12 protein-coding genes and 1 tRNA gene are annotated in these 16,980 nt (G+C 57.7%); 9 read left to right on the top strand and 4 right to left on the bottom strand.

Annotated elements, in window-relative coordinates:
• Positions 1-61 precede the first annotated feature (61 nt).
• Positions 62-4,312 (bottom strand): Hint domain-containing protein, encoded by a 4,251-nt coding sequence (locus BXY66_RS15230; protein ID WP_132861246.1) that lies wholly within the window; start codon positions 4,310-4,312, stop codon positions 62-64.
• 690 nt (positions 4,313-5,002) lie between these two features.
• Positions 5,003-5,077, bottom strand: a tRNA-Thr gene (locus BXY66_RS15225).
• A gap of 87 nt (positions 5,078-5,164) precedes the next feature.
• Here BXY66_RS15225 and BXY66_RS20510 point away from each other — a divergent pair.
• From BXY66_RS20510 to BXY66_RS15200, 6 genes are all read left to right on the top strand, one after another.
• Positions 5,165-5,335: a hypothetical protein gene (locus BXY66_RS20510; RefSeq protein ID WP_165929203.1), complete on the top strand. Its 171-nt coding sequence runs from the start codon at positions 5,165-5,167 to the stop codon at positions 5,333-5,335.
• On the top strand, positions 5,335-6,603 hold the full coding sequence (gene murA / locus BXY66_RS15220; RefSeq protein ID WP_132861245.1) for a UDP-N-acetylglucosamine 1-carboxyvinyltransferase: 1,269 nt from the start codon (positions 5,335-5,337) through the stop codon (positions 6,601-6,603). The genes BXY66_RS20510 and murA overlap by 1 nt, the downstream gene beginning before the upstream one ends.
• On the top strand, positions 6,600-7,079 hold the full coding sequence (locus BXY66_RS15215) for a DUF2948 family protein (RefSeq protein WP_132861244.1): 480 nt from the start codon (positions 6,600-6,602) through the stop codon (positions 7,077-7,079). The genes murA and BXY66_RS15215 overlap by 4 nt, the downstream gene beginning before the upstream one ends.
• Before the next feature lie 246 nt (positions 7,080-7,325).
• Entirely contained in the window at positions 7,326-8,627 is a 1,302-nt protein-coding gene (hisD, locus tag BXY66_RS15210; protein WP_132861243.1) for a histidinol dehydrogenase, read from the top strand.
• Positions 8,628-8,773: 146 nt separating this feature from the next.
• Positions 8,774-9,109, top strand: a complete 336-nt coding sequence (locus tag BXY66_RS15205; protein WP_132861242.1) for a hypothetical protein — start codon at positions 8,774-8,776, stop codon at positions 9,107-9,109.
• Positions 9,110-9,233: 124 nt separating this feature from the next.
• Entirely contained in the window at positions 9,234-10,070 is an 837-nt protein-coding gene (locus BXY66_RS15200) for an alkaline phosphatase family protein (RefSeq protein WP_132861241.1), read from the top strand.
• Here BXY66_RS15200 and BXY66_RS15195 read toward each other — a convergent pair.
• A complete protein-coding gene (locus BXY66_RS15195; RefSeq protein WP_132861240.1) occupies positions 10,067-11,389 on the bottom strand; it encodes an aspartate aminotransferase family protein in 1,323 nt (440 codons plus the stop codon). The two genes, BXY66_RS15200 and BXY66_RS15195, sit on opposite strands and share 4 nt — an antisense overlap.
• On the bottom strand, positions 11,386-12,225 hold the full coding sequence (locus tag BXY66_RS15190; protein ID WP_132861239.1) for a beta-keto acid cleavage family enzyme: 840 nt from the start codon (positions 12,223-12,225) through the stop codon (positions 11,386-11,388). The genes BXY66_RS15195 and BXY66_RS15190 overlap by 4 nt, the downstream gene beginning before the upstream one ends.
• 122 nt (positions 12,226-12,347) lie before the next feature.
• Here BXY66_RS15190 and BXY66_RS15185 point away from each other — a divergent pair, with 122 nt between their 5' ends.
• The 3 genes from BXY66_RS15185 (at position 12,348) to BXY66_RS15175 (ending at position 16,976) form a co-directional block, all read left to right on the top strand.
• Positions 12,348-13,214, top strand: a complete 867-nt coding sequence (locus BXY66_RS15185) for a MurR/RpiR family transcriptional regulator (RefSeq protein WP_243694402.1) — start codon at positions 12,348-12,350, stop codon at positions 13,212-13,214.
• Between the two features lie 79 nt (positions 13,215-13,293).
• Positions 13,294-14,256, top strand: coding sequence for a TAXI family TRAP transporter solute-binding subunit (locus BXY66_RS15180; RefSeq protein ID WP_132861238.1), 963 nt, complete (start codon positions 13,294-13,296; stop codon positions 14,254-14,256).
• 86 nt (positions 14,257-14,342) lie between these two features.
• Positions 14,343-16,976, top strand: coding sequence for a TRAP transporter permease (locus BXY66_RS15175; protein ID WP_132861237.1), 2,634 nt, complete (start codon positions 14,343-14,345; stop codon positions 16,974-16,976).
• Positions 16,977-16,980: the final 4 nt, after the last annotated feature.

The following is a 16,980-nucleotide window of genomic DNA, read 5'->3' as shown; positions in this document are numbered from 1 at the left end:
AAAGAGAAGGGCCGGCCCCCACGGCCGACCCATCCCATAGCGAAACATTGTGCCGTCGCGGTTACGCGAGCAGCTTAGCCTCGTGGCGCTTGAGCGACAGGCGCGCAGCGGTATACGCCGCTAGGCCTTCTTCTTCGCGCAGTTCCGGGAAGAGTGCGTAGATTTCTTCACGCTGCTCTTCTTCGATGCCCTGCATGGAATAGTCGCCCGGCTGGAAGCTTTCGCTCCAGGCGCCGTCTGCAAGAACCACCTCGTGCTGTTCGCACATGATGTGGATGTAGGTCACGTCTTCGACGTCGACAACGTCCACACCGTTGAGGTGGGTCAGGTGTTTGGCCGCTACCAGAACCTCACGCTCTTCAAACAGGAGCTCCGCCTGCTCGGAAACGAGCAGCATGCGGTGGTTTGGCGAGACCATCATGTCGCGCTCTGGTTGGTTCGGACCCAGTGCACCTTGGCGGATCATCACCGGACGCAGTTCCGGACGTGCAGCCAGTTCCGACGCGGACAGGCTGCGGGAGCCAGCCCAGCGGATGGCTTGCAAGCCGTTGTCGCGGGTCACAACCAGATCGCCTTCGGACAGGTTTTCGACCGAAACTTCTCCCATCGGGGTCAGGATCTTCGTCCCCGGTGTGAAGCAGACGATTTCGATGTTCTCGAAGGTTGCTGTGCCGATTACGAACGGTGCGTCGCCGGAGCTATCGAGGAACTCGATTGTACCGTCAAAGCCGTTACCGTCGCTGTCGGTGACCATGTCAACAACACGCCAGTCAACACCACGCTCGCCGGCAATGTCGAGACGGTCCATGTCAACACCGCCGTCGCCACCGAAGATCTCGTCGCCGATGCCTTCCTCGGCTGAGCCGATCACGAACGTATCCTGATCGTCTTCGCCTTCCAGCGTATCGGTGCCGATGCCACCGGAGATGGTGTCGTCGCCTTCACCGCCGCGCACCAAGTCGTCGCCTTCTTGGCCAAAGACAAGGTCGTTACCTGCGCCCGCGTTGATGCTGTCATCACCAGGTTCAAGGGCCAAGGCTGCGCCAAAGTCGTCCGGGCGGTCAGCCAGTTCGCCTGTGTCCAGATCGAAGCTATCTTCACCATAGATAACGTCGTCGCCGTCGCCACCGTTGATGGAGTCTGCGCCGATACCGCCGCCGAGGCTGTCGTTGTCGTCGCCGCCGTTGATGCGGTCGTCCCCGGAGTCACCGTTGATGATATCGTCGCCGGCCCCACCACTGAGGTCGTCCGGTGTCTGACCGACAGAGGCCACACCGGTTACACCGGGTGTACCGCCTGTGATGCGGTCATCGCCTTCGCCGCCGTCGATGGTGTCAACACCCGCGCCACCGATGATCAAGTCGTTGCCGCCGTTGCCATCAATGCTGTCCGCACCGGAGCCGCCGACCAGCGTATCGTCACCGATACCGGCCATCACCATGTTGTCGCCGGAACCGGCGTCTACATAGTTGGCACCGCTACCGGTCATGATCACGTCATCGCCGTCACCAGCAAGGATCGAGTCGTTGCCTTCGCCACCATCAATGGTGTCGGAACCCTGCCCGCCAACGAAGGTGTCGTCACCTTCGCCGCCGATCAGAGAGTCGGCGTCGTCTTCACCCCAGAGTTCGTCGTTGCCGTCGCCACCGTAGATGGTGTCGGACTGATCACCGCCGTAAAGAACGTCGTCGTCGCCTTCACCGAACAGTTTGTCTGTACCGATGCCACCAAAGATGGTGTCGTTTCCAGAGCCGCCGGACACATCATCAAAGCCCGCGCCAGCGTCGATGCTGTCGTCGCCTGCACCACCGTGAACGACGTCGTCGCCTTGGCCGGAGAATACGGTATCGTTGCCGTCGCCCGCATCAACCGCGTCACGCTCGTCACCACGCGGCGTGCCGCCGGGGAATTCAAAGAAGCTTGACGGGACTGTGGAGTCGAGAGGTTCGTCCAGGAAGTTGTCCAGAGCGTCGAAGTTGTCGATCCGGTCGCCTTCGGGATCACCCATGTAAGAGGCGTCGATCAGGTCGTCGCCATCGGTGCCTTCGACCACGCCGTCCAGTTCGCTGGTGTCAACGATCACGACGTTTTCGATGTTCACGAAGGTCGTGGTGATACCCGTGCGAACTCCGTCGCCATCGAGGTAGTGCACGACACCGTTCTCTGCGTTCATAGGATCGTAAACGATCTCGGCGCGGCCGCGTACTTCGAGCGTGTCGAAGTCGTCACCGCCTTCTGCACCGTCGATGAACTGGTCATCCTGGCCAACAACGATGATCAGGTCACGGTCGTCGCCAGCGTCGACAATATCTTCGCCCGGTCCGGTCGAGATGGTGTCGTTGCCTGCGCCGCCGTGGATGGTGTCGTCACCGTCGTTGCCGAAGATGGTGTCGTCACCCTCATCGCCCCAGAGTTCGTCGTTTCCGGGGTTGCCTTCGATGAAGTCATTGCCTTCACCGCCGTGTACGGTGTCGTCACCGCCACCGGAGTCCAGAAGGTCGTCGCCTTCGTTGCCCTTCATCAAGTCGTTGCCGGAAGAGCCGTCCAGCGTATCGTTGCCTGTGCCACCGACGAGCGTGTCTTCGCCCGCGCCGCCAGCAAGGACGTCGTCGCCGTGTTCGCCGACGAGCAAGTCGTCGTCATCGCCACCAGCGAGGGTATCGTGACCATCGCGACCGTAGAGGACATCGTTGCCAGTTGCGCCTTCCATGTAGTCGTCGCCTGCGCCGCCAGCCATGCTGTCGTCACCTGCGCCGCCCCCCATGATGTCATTGCCTTCGCCACCAAAGGCGATGTCGTCACCCTCGGCTGCAACAATGGTGTCGTCGCCACCAAAGCCCACGATAATGTCATCGTTTGGTTCATTGGACGGGAAAATGTTGTCCTCGTTGTCGACAAAGTCACCATCCGGGTCCCCGTCGTAGTTCAGATCCATCAGATCCGCTGCGGCTGAACCCTCGACGATGCCATCACGGTCACGGTCAGAAATTTCGTCCGCAAGAATGTTCTCGATGTCAAAGAATTCAAAGGCTTCGCCGGTTTCGTCGATCACGGCTACACCGTTTTCGCCGTTCTCGGGATCATAGACCACGGTGATCGGTCCCAGACCGCGCAGGTCAAGGGTGTCGTCGTCGTCGCCGTCGCCACCGCCGTTAACGAGATCCAGTGTGCTGCCGCCAATGATTGTGTCTGCGTCAGCGCCGCCGTCGATGGTGTCGACACCTTCTCCGCCGGTGATCTCATCTTCACCGTCCTGACCGTAGATAAGGTCGCTGCCTTCGCCGCCGGTCAGAACATCGTCGCCATCTTCGGTGGATACGACGACTGTCTCAGTCGTGAAGTAGACGTCCGAGACCGTGATGTCGGCCGGTTCATCGTCCAGATTGATGGTAATGATTTCGATACGTGCCACCGGTCCCGGGATGCTGACCAGAACGGAGTTCGCGGGGTCGCCGGGCGCGCCGGGGTTTGCGCCGCTTGAAATCGCGGCTTCGTTGGTGCCGTCGCCATCTACATCGGTCAGATGCAGGTTCGTGTCGGCCGTCGCCGTGAGAGTGACTTCGAGGCGGTTTCCGTCGACGTCGTAGGCCCACACTTTGGACACGGCGTTGCCGTCGATATCGTTGATGCGGAACTGAACGTTTTCTACTGCTTCGGAGAATTCCAACGCCGCGGTTGTAGATGCGCCGGTACCAGCGCCTGTGTCCATGCGCAGGGCGCTATTGATGTTCGCCGTCGTCGGACCAGCGTCAATGCCGTCAAGAAGCTGGGCGGCGGTATCAAATTCTGAGGTCGCGCCACCGGATACAGTTGTGGTGAACTCTACAGATACGGTGCCCGTGTCCTGGGTGACCGGACCGTTCAGCGCGTCGCCGTCGGCAGCAACACCTGCTTCGCTCCAATTGAAGCTTTCGATGCCGCCGGTTACGCCACCACCGGTGTCGCTGGACGGTGCGAAGCCGCCGTAGATCACGTCGTCGCCGCCGTTGCCGTGGATTGTATCGGAGCCCGCTTCGCCGGCGAGCAGATCGTCACCCGGTTCCAGATCGCCATCTTGAGGCGCGTCTTGCGGGTCGCTTTCATCTCCGAACACTTCGTCGTCGCCGGCACCTGCGTACACTGTGTCATCGCCGTTGCCAGCGTAAATAGTGTCGTCGCCATTGCCGCCTTCTACAAGGTCGTCGCCGCCTTGCGCGCTGATTGCCGCACCGGCGTTTGCAACTGCGTCGCCTTCGCCGTCAGCAAAACCTACTTCAATTACATCGTCGTTTTCGGTTCCATCGACGATACCAGGACCTGTCGGATCAGCCATTGTTCCCTCGTTTCCTCTGCGCACGGCTCACGATCCCAAGAATCGCGAAATGCATCATTCCCACCGCTCAGTCAGAACGGATTCCAACACCCTAAAAAGGTGCCCAATTGTTGAATGGCTGCCCCAAGCCAGAACGTACGCCCCCCAGATAGGCGTGGCTCAAATATGAGCGAAACAAGGCGGCGTTGAAACAAAAACATCTAGAATTAGACGAAAAAGAACCGGAAATGTGGCGTTAACCATTTGTTAACCAACTCAATGAATGCAGGGCTTTTTGCGTATTGTTTCCGGATTGCGGCGAAAATGGGGCGCGATTTTGGGTAGATGTGAACGAATTTGCGCCACATTTTGGCCAGATTTGCGCAAACTGGTATTGGGAATTGTGACAAATTTCGTGTTGGCCAATTTGTCGTTTCCAAATACGAACCAATGAATTGGTGTCAGCGCTCGCAAGCTTGTGTCCCGCCAGACACAAATAGTGACACGAGATTGGTTTCAATTTGGGGACAAAATCGACCGTTGCGCCAAATTGGTGGCGAATTGCGAACAAAAGTGATTCGAATCAAGCGGATGTTCGCCGATAAGGTCGGAAGATTCTTACCTGTCGGGAATCAGCAAATCGGGTCGATTTGTCGCCAAAACGGATTTCAGGCGACAGCAACTTGGCGTTCGATTTTTTGGAAGATCCGGTGGTGCTGCTGGGGAGGATTGAACTCCCGACCTCACCCTTACCAAGGGTGCGCTCTACCACTGAGCTACAGCAGCATTACCGTGGGCGGGGATTTAGACTCAAACTTCGGACTGTGCAAGCGCAATCTGGACGGTTTTTTATGCCTCATGTAAGGAAAGTGCATGGAACACAAATCACCCTCCAAAAAACCAGCGCAAAAAGCGCTAACAAAAGAGGACCGGCTGAAAGCGGCGCTCAAGGCGAACATGGGCCGTCGCAAGGCGCAGGCAAAGGCGCGGTCGGCGTCTTCGGAGGGAGATACAGAGGCAGTGAAGAGTAAAGGGCAGGATTGATGGACTCTATAGTTGTGCGCGGGAATGGCCCGCTGAGTGGGCAGATTCCGATCGCGGGCGCCAAGAATGCCTGCTTGACGCTGATGCCCGCCACGATTCTCAGTGAAGAACCGCTGACGCTGACCAATGCGCCCCGTTTAAGCGACATCAAGACCATGACGCTTTTGCTGCAGTCGCTGGGCGCCGAAGTGACTTCATTGCAAGATGGTAAGGTGCAGGCGATGAGCTCGCACAACCTCGATAACCACGTCGCGGACTATGACATTGTGCGGAAGATGCGCGCCTCCAACCTTGTGTTGGGACCGATGTTGGCGCGGTTGGGTCATGCGGTTGTGTCGCTCCCTGGTGGTTGCGCGATTGGCGCCCGCCCAATGGACTTGCACATATACGGCCTGGAAAAGCTTGGCGCCGAGATCGAATTGCGGGACGGCTATCTGCACGCCAAGGCTCCTAACGGTTTGAAAGGCGCAGAGATGGAGTTGTCGTTCGCGTCTGTCGGGGCGACCGAGAACATTCTGATGGCGTCGACTTTGGCCAAAGGCACAACCGTTATTCGCAATGCCGCGCGGGAACCGGAGATTGTCGACCTTGCGGATTGCCTGCGTGCCATGGGTGCGCAGATCGAGGGCGATGGCAGCAGTGAAATAGTCATTCAAGGCGTAGACCGTCTGCATGGCGCGACCCATCAGGTCGTTACAGATCGGATCGAGCTGGGTACCTTTATGCTGGCTCCTGCATTCTGTGGGGGAGAAGTGGAGCTGCTCGGCGGACGGATGGATCTGGTACAGAGTTTTGCCGAGAAGCTGGATCTTGCGGGAATTGATGTGGCCGAGACCAAGGCGGGTCTTAAAGTGGCTCGCAAGAATGGTCGGGTTAAAGCCGTAGATGTGACCACTGAGCCTTTCCCGGGGTTTCCGACAGACTTGCAGGCGCAATTCATGGCGCTGATGTGTATTGCCGAAGGCACTTCGGTGCTTGAAGAGAAGATTTTCGAGAACCGTTTCATGCACGCGCCGGAACTGATCCGCATGGGCGCGTCGATTGAGGTTCATGGCGGTACGGCCACAGTGCACGGGGTTGAAAAGCTCAAGGGTGCGCAGGTAATGGCGACCGATTTGCGGGCATCGGTCTCGCTGATCCTCGCCGGTATGGCCGCAGAGGGTGAGACCGTGGTAAGCCGTGTGTATCACCTTGATCGTGGTTATGAGCGGATTGAGGAAAAACTCGGGGGCGTTGGTGCCCACATTGAAAGGGTATCTGACCGGTGACTGAAGACGCACGTTTCGAAGACGGGGGCGACAAGCCGTTGAACCTTGGGGCGCTGGACGCCGAAGACCTGAAGGTTCTGTCTACACTGATGCAGGATGCGGTCTTTCCGGCCAACGAGATGCAATGGATCCCGAGTGAACGCCGTTTTGCGGTCTTGCTCAACCGGTTTCGTTGGGAAGACTTGAAAGCAGCAGAGACGCGCAAACGTGCAGTGGAACGGGTGCAGTCACTTTTGGTGATTGAGAATGTGCTGCATGTTGCCAGTCAAGGCGTTGCCCGCGGTGACGCGGACACAATTCTTTCGCTCCTCTCGGTTGGTTACACAGCTGGAGAAGACGCTGAAGGTGTGATCGAGTTGATGCTGGCGGGGGATGGCGGCATCCGTTTGCAGGTTGAGGCTCTGGAAGTTTCGCTGCGTGATGTAACACGGCCCTATTCGGCGCCGTCGAAGTCAGCCCCCAAACACGACGTGTAACGCGTCTTCGTTCTCAATTCGGTTGAAAGTGGTAAATGTCCCTGTTTTTCAAGGGGCAGTCTTGTCTGCAACCCGTCTGCAAAACGTCGGTATTGCGTCGGTGCCAAGTTCGTTTCCGGCATGTATGAAGGGTGCGGACGTTGCGCGATTGGTATCGGGCAGTTGAAACCCGAGACATGCGTCGCGAACGCAGCTTGAGAGACAGAGCCGCGCGGTCTAAGAGACCTGCACCAAAGGAGTCTCTTTATGCCTCAGTTTTTGAACACCTCGGATGCGGATTTCGAAACCCGCTTTGTAGCTTTGTTGGGTGCCAAGCGCGAAGACAGCCCGGATGTGGATGCGGTCGTCGCCGATATCATTGCTGACGTGCGACATCGGGGCGATGCGGCAGTGATCGAACTGACGTCAAAGTTCGATCGCCTGGAGCTCACGCCTGAAACTTTGCGGTTTTCTGACGAAGAGATCGACGCCTATTGCGCGCAGGTGAGCGATGAGGAGCGCTTGGCTCTGGAACTGGCGGCCGACCGAATCCGCGCCTACCACGCGCGGCAGGTACCGGAGGACGCCAGCTGGACTGATGAAAGCGGCGCTACACTTGGCTGGCGCTGGACGGCGGTTTCGGCTGCGGGTCTTTATGTACCCGGAGGATTGGCGAGCTATCCGTCGTCGGTGCTGATGAACGCAATTCCTGCCAAAGTAGCAGGTGTTGAGCGGCTGGCTATTGTGGTGCCGACGCCGGATGGTGTGGCGAACCCGCTGGTTTTGCTGGCGGCCCGGTTGTCCGGAGTAGACGAAATTTACCGTATCGGCGGGGCACAGGCGGTGGCGGCGTTGGCGTATGGCACTGAAACGATTGCACCGGTGGACAAGATCACAGGACCCGGAAACGCGTTTGTCGCAGCGGCCAAGCGGCGGGTCTTTGGCAAAGTCGGCATCGACATGATCGCGGGGCCGAGCGAAATTTTGGTGATTGCCGACAAGGACAACACACCTGACTGGATCGCGCTTGATCTGCTGTCGCAGGCTGAGCACGACGAAAGCGCGCAGTCTATCCTGATCACGGACGATGGCGCATTTGCCCAAGCCGTCGGGGAGGCCGTGGACAAGCGCCTTGAGACACTGGAACGCCGCGATATTGCTGGCGCGAGCTGGCGTGATTTTGGAGCGGTGATTGTGACCCGTGACCTGGCCGAGGCAGCCCGATTGTCCAACCGGATTGCGCCGGAACACCTTGAGCTTTGCGTGGCCGATCCTGATGGGCTGTCGGAAGACATCACCCATGCTGGCGCGATTTTCCTTGGGAAGTACACACCGGAAGCGATTGGCGACTATGTGGGTGGGCCGAACCATGTTCTGCCTACAGCCCGGTCGGCCCGATTCAGCTCGGGCCTGTCGGTCATGGATTTTGTGAAACGCACGACATTGTCGAAAATGACGCCCGAAGCGCTGAAGGCTATTGGTCCGGCAGCGGAGATTCTGGCGACTTCCGAAAGCCTTGAAGCGCACGGGTTGAGCGTGACCGCGAGACTGGATGCATTGAACAAATAGTGGCTGTGCTGCGCCACGGTTTTGAGTAAGTGAAATAAGCGGCGCTCCGACGGGAGCGCCGTTTTTCGTTGGCCATTTGAAAAGATTTGCGACGGAAGTGTCGGGTCGGTGCGTTTTACTGGGCAGGACAGCCAATGGAGGGCGGTATGCCGGATAAGAACGATCTTCGCATTCTCGCGTTGTGTGCCGCGATGGGGTGCGCGTTTTTGACGAGTTTTCTGGTCGGCGAGGCCAACGCAGAAGAGCGGAAGCGACCGGCGCCTCCCTTTGCGGCGATTGGCGCGGGTCTTGGCATGAGTGAAGAGCAGGTTGCCGGATGTTTTCCTAAGCCCGATCAGACCGTGAATGGTGAGAGCCCGAGGCGTTCTGAGATGCGGGCGGTAATTGGCTGCCTGATGGAGCAAGATGCGTCGTTGACGGGTGAAGAAATTGTGCGGGTCTTGAAGGACAACAAACCGGATCGGGGTGGCAAGCGCGGGTAAGTGCGCAACGGTATTGCCGTCTTTTCTTTTTCGCTTGCCGTGCGGGAAGCGTCGTTTGCGGATTGTTTTGTGGCAAGGCTCCGGCCTAGGGTCGAGCCAACGAGACGTGCAGTGGGAGAGACGCATGGACCGCAAGCTTTTGTTGATCATTCTGGATGGCGTGCCTTGGCGGAATTGGGGCAGATTGTTTGGCAATCTGGAAGGATGGGTTGCTGATGGCACCGCACAGAAGTGGAAAATGACGTCGGTGCTGCCGTCGACGTCGGCCAGCTGCTATGCCTCGATCCATACGGGCGTCACGCCGCAGGAACACGGGTGCACAGGCAACGGCAATGTATTTCGCATAAAACAGCCAGATATCTTTGCGCAGGTTCGCAAAGCGGGAGGCAAGACTGGTGCGGTGGCGCACTCGTTCTGGAGTGAGTTCTTCAACCGCCATCCCTTCGACTACGTCCGGGACGTGGAATACGACGAGCCTGATGCCAAGACGATCAATCATGGGCGATTTCACACAATGACCGGTTATGGTCATGCCAACCAGATGACCCCTAGCGATGTGGATCTATTCGGCACCTTGAGTAACCTGTGCCTGAAGCACGGGCTGGACTATGGCATGCTGCACACCTGTACTCTGGACAGCATGGGGCATCGGTTTCAACACGAGAGCCACGAGATGGATCATGCGTGTTTTGTGATGGATGAAATGCTTGCACCGTTCATCCCGAAGTGGCGCCAGTTTGGGTATGAGGTGATCGTGACTGCGGATCACGGGCAGGACGAGCGTGGACATCATGGTGGGCACAGCGCGCTGCAGCAGGAGTTTGCGCTGTACTACTTCGGGGATGCGCAGGGGCCTGATCGCGATACGGTGCTTCACCAACTTCAGTTGGCTCCAACAATCCTTAAGCGCATGGGTGCAGATATCCCGGAAACGATGAAGGCCGCGCCTTTCCTGAGTTAGGGCAGGCTCACCGCAATGGCTTGGTCAAGTGCATCCACGATCAGAGGGATGTGCGAGTCCTCCATGATGAATGGCGGGGCAAGAAGAATGTGGTTTCCGTTTTTGCCGTCGATTGTGCCTCCCATCGGGTAGCAGATCAGGCCACCGTCAAAGGCGGCGGCTTTGATTTTTGCGTGTAGTTGAAGCGCGGGATCGAATGGAGCTTTGGTCTCGCGGTCTTGCACGAGTTCGACGCCAATGAAGAGGCCGCGACCGCGGATGTCTCCAATATGGGCATGTTGCCCGAAGCGGTCAGTTAGAGCGGCTTTGAGTTTGTCGCCCATTGGCTTGACGTTTTTTGCGACGCCGTCTTTGGTCAGGCGGTTCAGAACGGCCAAAGACGCGGCGGCGGCTGTAGGGTGGCCGTTGTATGTGTGTCCGTGCTGAAAGAAACCTGAGCCATCGCGGATGGTGTCGTAGATTTCGGCAGTGCAGAGCATCGCGCCGATGGGTTGATAGCCCGCGCCGAGGCCTTTGGCGATTGCGCAGATATCGGGCGTGATACCGTCTTGTTCATAAGCAAAAAGCGAGCCGGTGCGGCCCATCCCGCACATGACTTCGTCCAGAATCAAGAGGACGCCGTGCGTATCGCAGATTTCGCGGATGCGCTTGAAGTAGCCTTCGACCGGTGGAACGGCACCGGACGTGGCGCCGACAACGGGTTCTGCAACAAATGCGAGTACGTTTTCGGGGCCGAGTTCGGCGATTTTGGTTTCCAGTTCATTGGCGACGCGTTGGCCGTAGTCGAATTCGCTCTCGCCATCCTGCTGTCCGCGGTAGGCGTAGCAGGGCGAGATGTGGTGCGTGTCCATCAGCATCGGCGCAAATGGTTCGCGACGCCACATGTTGCCGCCAGTGGCAAGGGCACCAAGTGTGTTGCCGTGGTAACTTTGTCTTCGTGCGATGATGTGGCGGCGACCGGTTTCCCCTTTTTCCATGGCGTATTGTCGCGCCAGTTTTAGGGCAGATTCCATGGCTTCGGAGCCGCCTGAAACAAGGTAGGCGCGGTCAAGGTTGCCAGGAGCGGTTTCGACAAGAGCGTCGGCGAGCGCCTCGGCCGGTTCCGAGGTGAAAAAGCCGGTGTGTGCGAAGGCGACAGTGTCGATCTGGTCCTTTATGGCCTTGATAACGGTCGGGTCGGAATGGCCCAGGCATGAAACGGCTGCTCCGCCGGAGCCGTCAAAGTAGGCTTTGCCGGATTGGTCGTATAGAAACGGGCCTTCGCCGCGGGCGACTTTGGGCGGTATTTTGCGGCTGTGGCGGGGAAAGACGTGGCTCATGACGTGTGCTCCTTTCTGGAGGTTGCACGAAGCGCTGTGGATATGCGGGCTATATTTTCGGCGTTGCTTGCCGCGAGTGTACCATCCGGGCGGCAGATGTTGTTTTCGAATCCGACGCGCAGGTGACCGCCCATGGCGGCGGCTTCGAGCATGACGGCGTGTTCGCCTGCCCCGAAGGCGCAGACAGTCCAGCTGGGAAAGTCGTTTCCGAGGGCGGAGACAAAGGGTGCCAATTCAGTCGTACGTGCCGGGCGCGGTGGTGCATAGCGGCCCAGTACAAGAATGACGTCGCGCATGGATGATGGAACGGTGCCGTTGTCCAGCAGGTGCCTTAGGGTCGCAATGTCATTGGTGTCATAAAGAATGTGCTGAACCTCTGTGCCAGCATCATTGGCGGTCGCGTAAACGCGTCGGGCAAGATCGGGGGCGCGCATGATTTCACGTACGGAGATGCTGGCTGCCGCGGGTGCCAGATCTGAAAGGCAAGCGAGTTGCGCCGGAACTTCAAAGAGGCCGGCGGCTTCGGTGGTGATTTGAACCGACATGTCAGGTGCGAGGCGTTCAATTTCACCAATTGCCTCTCTGTAAAGTCCGGTGTCCAGGCTGTGGGAACCATCCGAATTACGGACATGCAGGTGGATCCCGTCTGCCCCCGCGCGGTCGCAGTCGCGCGCGGTCTCTGCGATCTCGGAAATGGTTAGTGGCAGCGCGGAATGATCGGTTTTTTGCCGACGGGCTCCGGTCGGGGCAACAGTGATTCTGGGAGTCGCCTTGTGTAGGGGAGCGACGATCCGCTTACCTTGCGTCAGTTGTTGAGAATTATAACTATCTGACATCTTGCGATTATTCCCCGTCGATGTGCTCTTTTGAGACAGTTTCCAAGCCGCATGAAACAAATGTTTCTTTTGTTGACTTGGCGTAAAACGAATGGAATGTTCCTGTCAAGTGGAGGGGATTCGTGAATAGGACCATACGGATCGAAGACAGGATCGCAGAAAGCTATTCTGATTTGAGCGCACGTTTGCAGGAGGCAGCGGACTACGTTGTTGCCAACCAGATGGACGTGGCTGCAAGATCGTTGCGCTCTGTTTCCGCGGCCAGCGGTGTTTCTCCGGCGACTTTGTCACGATTGGCCCGATCACTTGGCTTTGAGAGCTATGAGGAGATGCGCGAAATGTGTCGCACCGCTGTCGGCGGTCGGCAGACGTCCTTTGCAGAGCGAGCTGATCTTCTCAAGGAAAGCAAAGACTCCGATCAGAGCATTCTGGACCGGCAGGCAGCGGCCTGCATCTGGAATGTTTCGGAAATGGGAGAGACGCTGGACAGGGCGCGATTGCAGCATGCAGTCGAGGCGCTCAAGAACGCGCGCAACGTTGTGCTCTTCGGGGCGTTTGGCTCGACAGGCATCGTCGAATATATGGCCTATCTTGCAAATTATTTTTCGACAAACTGGACGCTTGCGGGACGCATGGGCGCATCTTTGGGAACGTCGCTGGCGTCGATGGGTCCGGAAGATGTGCTTCTGGTGGTGACCAAAGCACCGTATGCCAGCAGGGCGGTTCGGGCCGCAGAGATGGCGCAGGAGGTCGGGGCGAAAACCATCGTTATCTGCGATAGCCACGCCTGTCCGGCTAATAAATTTGCCACTTTCCCTTTTATTGTTCCGTCAGAAAGTCCACAATTCTTCTCATCATACGCTGCGACTCTGGCCTTGATGGAGACGATTATCGCCATGCTGGTGGCGCAGTCCGGAACAGATACGAGCGAACGCATTCGCGAAGTAGAACGCCGGAACAAGAGCCTGGGGGATTTCTGGGCCGAGTAAGACCACAAAAAGACTTGTCCCGCCGTGGCGGGGCGCAAAAAGACCATGAATTTCACTATCATCAACTAGGGAGCCTAAGATGATTTCCAAACTGAAACTGGCAGGCGCAGCCATTGTCGCGTCGATGACCTTCTCTGGTGTTGCCACTGCGCAAGAGTTCATCTCGATCGGCACCGGCGGTGTGACCGGGGTGTACTATCCAACCGGCGGCGCGATCTGCCGCCTCGTGAACAAGGGCCGCAAAGAGCATGGCATTCGCTGTGCCGTGGAATCGACCGGTGGTTCGGTTTACAACATCAACACCATCAAGGCGGGCGAGCTGGAATTTGGCGTTGCGCAGTCTGATTGGCAGTACCACGCGTACAACGGCACGTCCAAATTTGCCGACAATCCGTTCCCAGACGTGCGCGCGGTGTTCTCTGTACACCCTGAGCCGTTCTCTGTGATCGCGCGTGCGGATGCGGGCGTGAACAGCTTTGCTGACCTTAAGGGGAAGCGCGTGAACGTGGGCAACCCGGGGTCGGGTCAGCGCGCCACTATGGAAGTTGTGATGGAAGCCTATGGCATGACCATGGCCGATTTTGCTCTGGCAACCGAGTACAAAGGTTCCGAGATGGCCAAGCAGCTTTGTGACGGCAACATCGACGCCATGGTTTACACCATCGGTCACCCGGCTGCGGCGATCAAGGAAGCGACCACCACCTGTGCCGCGAACCTTGTGAATGTGACCGGACCAGAGATCGACAAGCTGGTTGCGGACAATCCGTTCTACCGCGTGGCGACCATCCCGGGCGGCATGTACAAAGGTACTGACGGCGACACCACCACCTTCGGTGTGGGCGCAACCTTTGTGACCTCGGCCGAAATCTCTGACGACGTGGTTTATGTTGTTGCAAAGTCTGTGATGGAAAACATTGAAGACTTCCGCAAACTGCACCCCGCGTTTGCCAACCTCGATCCGGCAGAGATGGTCAAAGACGGCCTGAGCGCACCGCTGCACCCGGGCGCCGAGAAGGCCTATATGGAGCTCGGCCTGAAGTAAGGCGGGTTTTATCCTGAGCTAAAAGTAATGAATGCGCCCCGGTTTTTCGCGGGGCGCGTTCGCGTATTCGTTCAACGGGGACAGACATGGCACAAGATCATCAGAACGATGGCACCGCCGCCGCAGACGCGATTGTCGCAGAAGCCGATACAGGCGCGCGCAACGCGGCCGGATTTCAAGGCAAACTTATCATTGCGATCTGCATTATCTGGTCGCTTTTCCAGCTTTACATAGCGTCCAAGCTGCCAGGAATGCTGGCGCAGCTGACCGGTATTACCGATTTCGCAAACATTGTCGCGCAAGCGCGCTATGTGCACCTAGCCTTTGCCATGTCTCTGGCGATCATGGCCTTTCCGATGTTCAAGTCGTCGCCACGCGATCGCATTCCGCTTTATGACTGGGTGCTGCTGGCGCTGGGCGTCGGGTCCTGTCTCTATCTCGTCTTTTTCCGGTATCAGATCGCGGATCGACCGGGGCTGTGGACCGATACCGATATCATCGTGTCGGCCATCGGCATGGTGGTGCTTTTGATCTGCGTTTACCGCTCTTTGGGCCTGCCGCTTGTGATCATAGCATCGATTTTTGTTCTCTTTGCCTTCTTTGGCGGTGAGAGCGAGTGGGTCCGTGAGATCACCAATTATGGCGGAGCTTCCCTCAAAAAAGCGCTGGGCCATTATTGGATGCAGACGGAAGGGGTCTTCGGTGTGGCGCTGGGCGTCTCGACCACCATGATCTTTCTCTTTGTCCTTTTCGGGGCGTTGCTGGACCGCGCCGGCGGCGGCAACTGGTTCATCAAGGTGGCGATTGCCCTGCTGGGTGCGCTGCGCGGTGGCCCTGCAAAAGCATCTGTTCTGTCGTCGATGATGACCGGTATGATCTCAGGTTCGTCGATTGCGAACACCGTGACCACTGGAACATTCACCATTCCGCTGATGAAACGGATCGGCTTCCCCGCAGAAAAGGCGGGTGCGGTCGAAGTGGCTTCGTCAACGAACGGTCAGCTCACACCGCCTGTCATGGGGGCTGCGGCCTTCCTTATGGTGGAATATGTGAACATTCCCTACATCGAAGTGGTGAAGCATGCCTTTTTGCCGGCGGTGATTTCCTACATTGCCCTGCTCTATATTGTGCACCTTGAGGCGCTGAAAATGCAGATGCAGGGTTTGAAAAAGGCGGGGCGGCACATCGGCCCGATCCTGATCCTGATCCTGTTCCTGTCCGGCTTCATCTTCCTCGGAGCCTGCACCTATCTGATGATTGGATTGCGGGCTGTTCTGGATCCGATCATGGGTGACAGCGTCTATGTTGCCGTTGGCGTGGTCGGAGTGATTTACCTCGTGCTGCTGTACATCGCTTCCAAGTATCCGGATGTGGAAATGGACGACCCGAACGCGCCGCTTGAAGCGCCACGTCTTACGCCAACTCTGATCGGTGGACTCTACTATGCGCTGCCGATCTTTATTCTGGTTTGGAACCTGATGGTAAAAACCGAGGGGCTGGAGCGTTTGTCTCCGGCTTTGTCGGCGTTCTGGGCCACGATCTTTATGATCATCGTGGCGTTGACGCATCGACCGATCAAAGCGTTCTTCCGTGGAGAAGGGGCCATTGCAGAGGCTCTGATGGCGGGCAAGGATGACTTTGTGCAGGGCCTGATCATGGGCGCGCGCAATATGATCGGCATCGGTGTCGCGACAGGGGCTGCCGGTATCATCGTCGGGACGATCAGCCTGACCGGTGCGCATCAGGTGATTGGCCAGGTTATCGAGGTGATTTCAGGTGGCAACTTGATGATCTTGTTGTTCCTTGTTGCCGTGCTGAGCCTGATCCTTGGGATGGGCCTTCCGACAACGGCGAACTATATCGTGGTGAGCTCGCTCATGGCGCCCGTGATTGTCGGTGTTGGTGCGCAATCGGGCCTCGTTGTGCCATTGATCGCCGTGCACATGTTTGTGTTCTACTTCGGGATTCTGGCAGACGATACGCCACCTGTGGGACTTGCCGCTTATGCGGCTGCGGCGATCAGTCGGGGCGATCCGATCAAGACAGGTGTACAGGGCTTTGCCTATGACATCCGGACCGCGCTCTTGCCGTTCATGTTCATCTTCAACACCGACCTGTTGCTGATCGATGTTGGATTTGCGAAAGCCGTGCTGGTCTTCTTTGTCAGTCTGATAGCAATGTTGATATTCGCGGCGGCAACGCAGGGGTATTTCATAGCCAAATCGCGAAGGTGGGAGAGCATCGCTTTGTTGTTCATCGCCTTTATGTTGTTCCGACCGGATTTCTTCCTTGATCAGGTGAGTGAGAAATACACCACTGTTCAGGGACCGGCAGCGATGGAGACGATCAACGGGCTGGATGCGGACAGCGCAGTGCGGTTGACCGTGTCAGGGCCGGACTTCGACACTGGTAAGGATCGTCGAACGACTGTGACCATGATCTATGATGGGTCCGATGCAGAAACCTCGTTGATGGACAACGGTCTGACCGTGTTTGCCGAAGGTGACAAGCTGTTGTTGGAAGAACCGTTCCCGGGCACACCTTTCTTCGGGGCGCTGGGTACCGAATACGACTACTACGGTGATGAACCGGTGGTGATTGCCCAAGTCGAAGTCGAAAATGAACGCATGCCTAAAGAATTGTTCTTTATTCCTGCGTTGTTGTTGCTTGCGGGGTTGGTGTTGATCCAGCGTCCCCGTGCAACCCAACCAGCGTTCTGAGGAG

Origin of the sequence: Shimia isoporae, from assembly GCF_004346865.1 — a bacterium.
Classification (GTDB): Bacteria; Pseudomonadota; Alphaproteobacteria; order Rhodobacterales; family Rhodobacteraceae; genus Shimia; species Shimia isoporae.
Note: the sequence above shows the minus strand (reverse complement) of the source record. Positions and strands in the feature narration are given on the sequence as shown.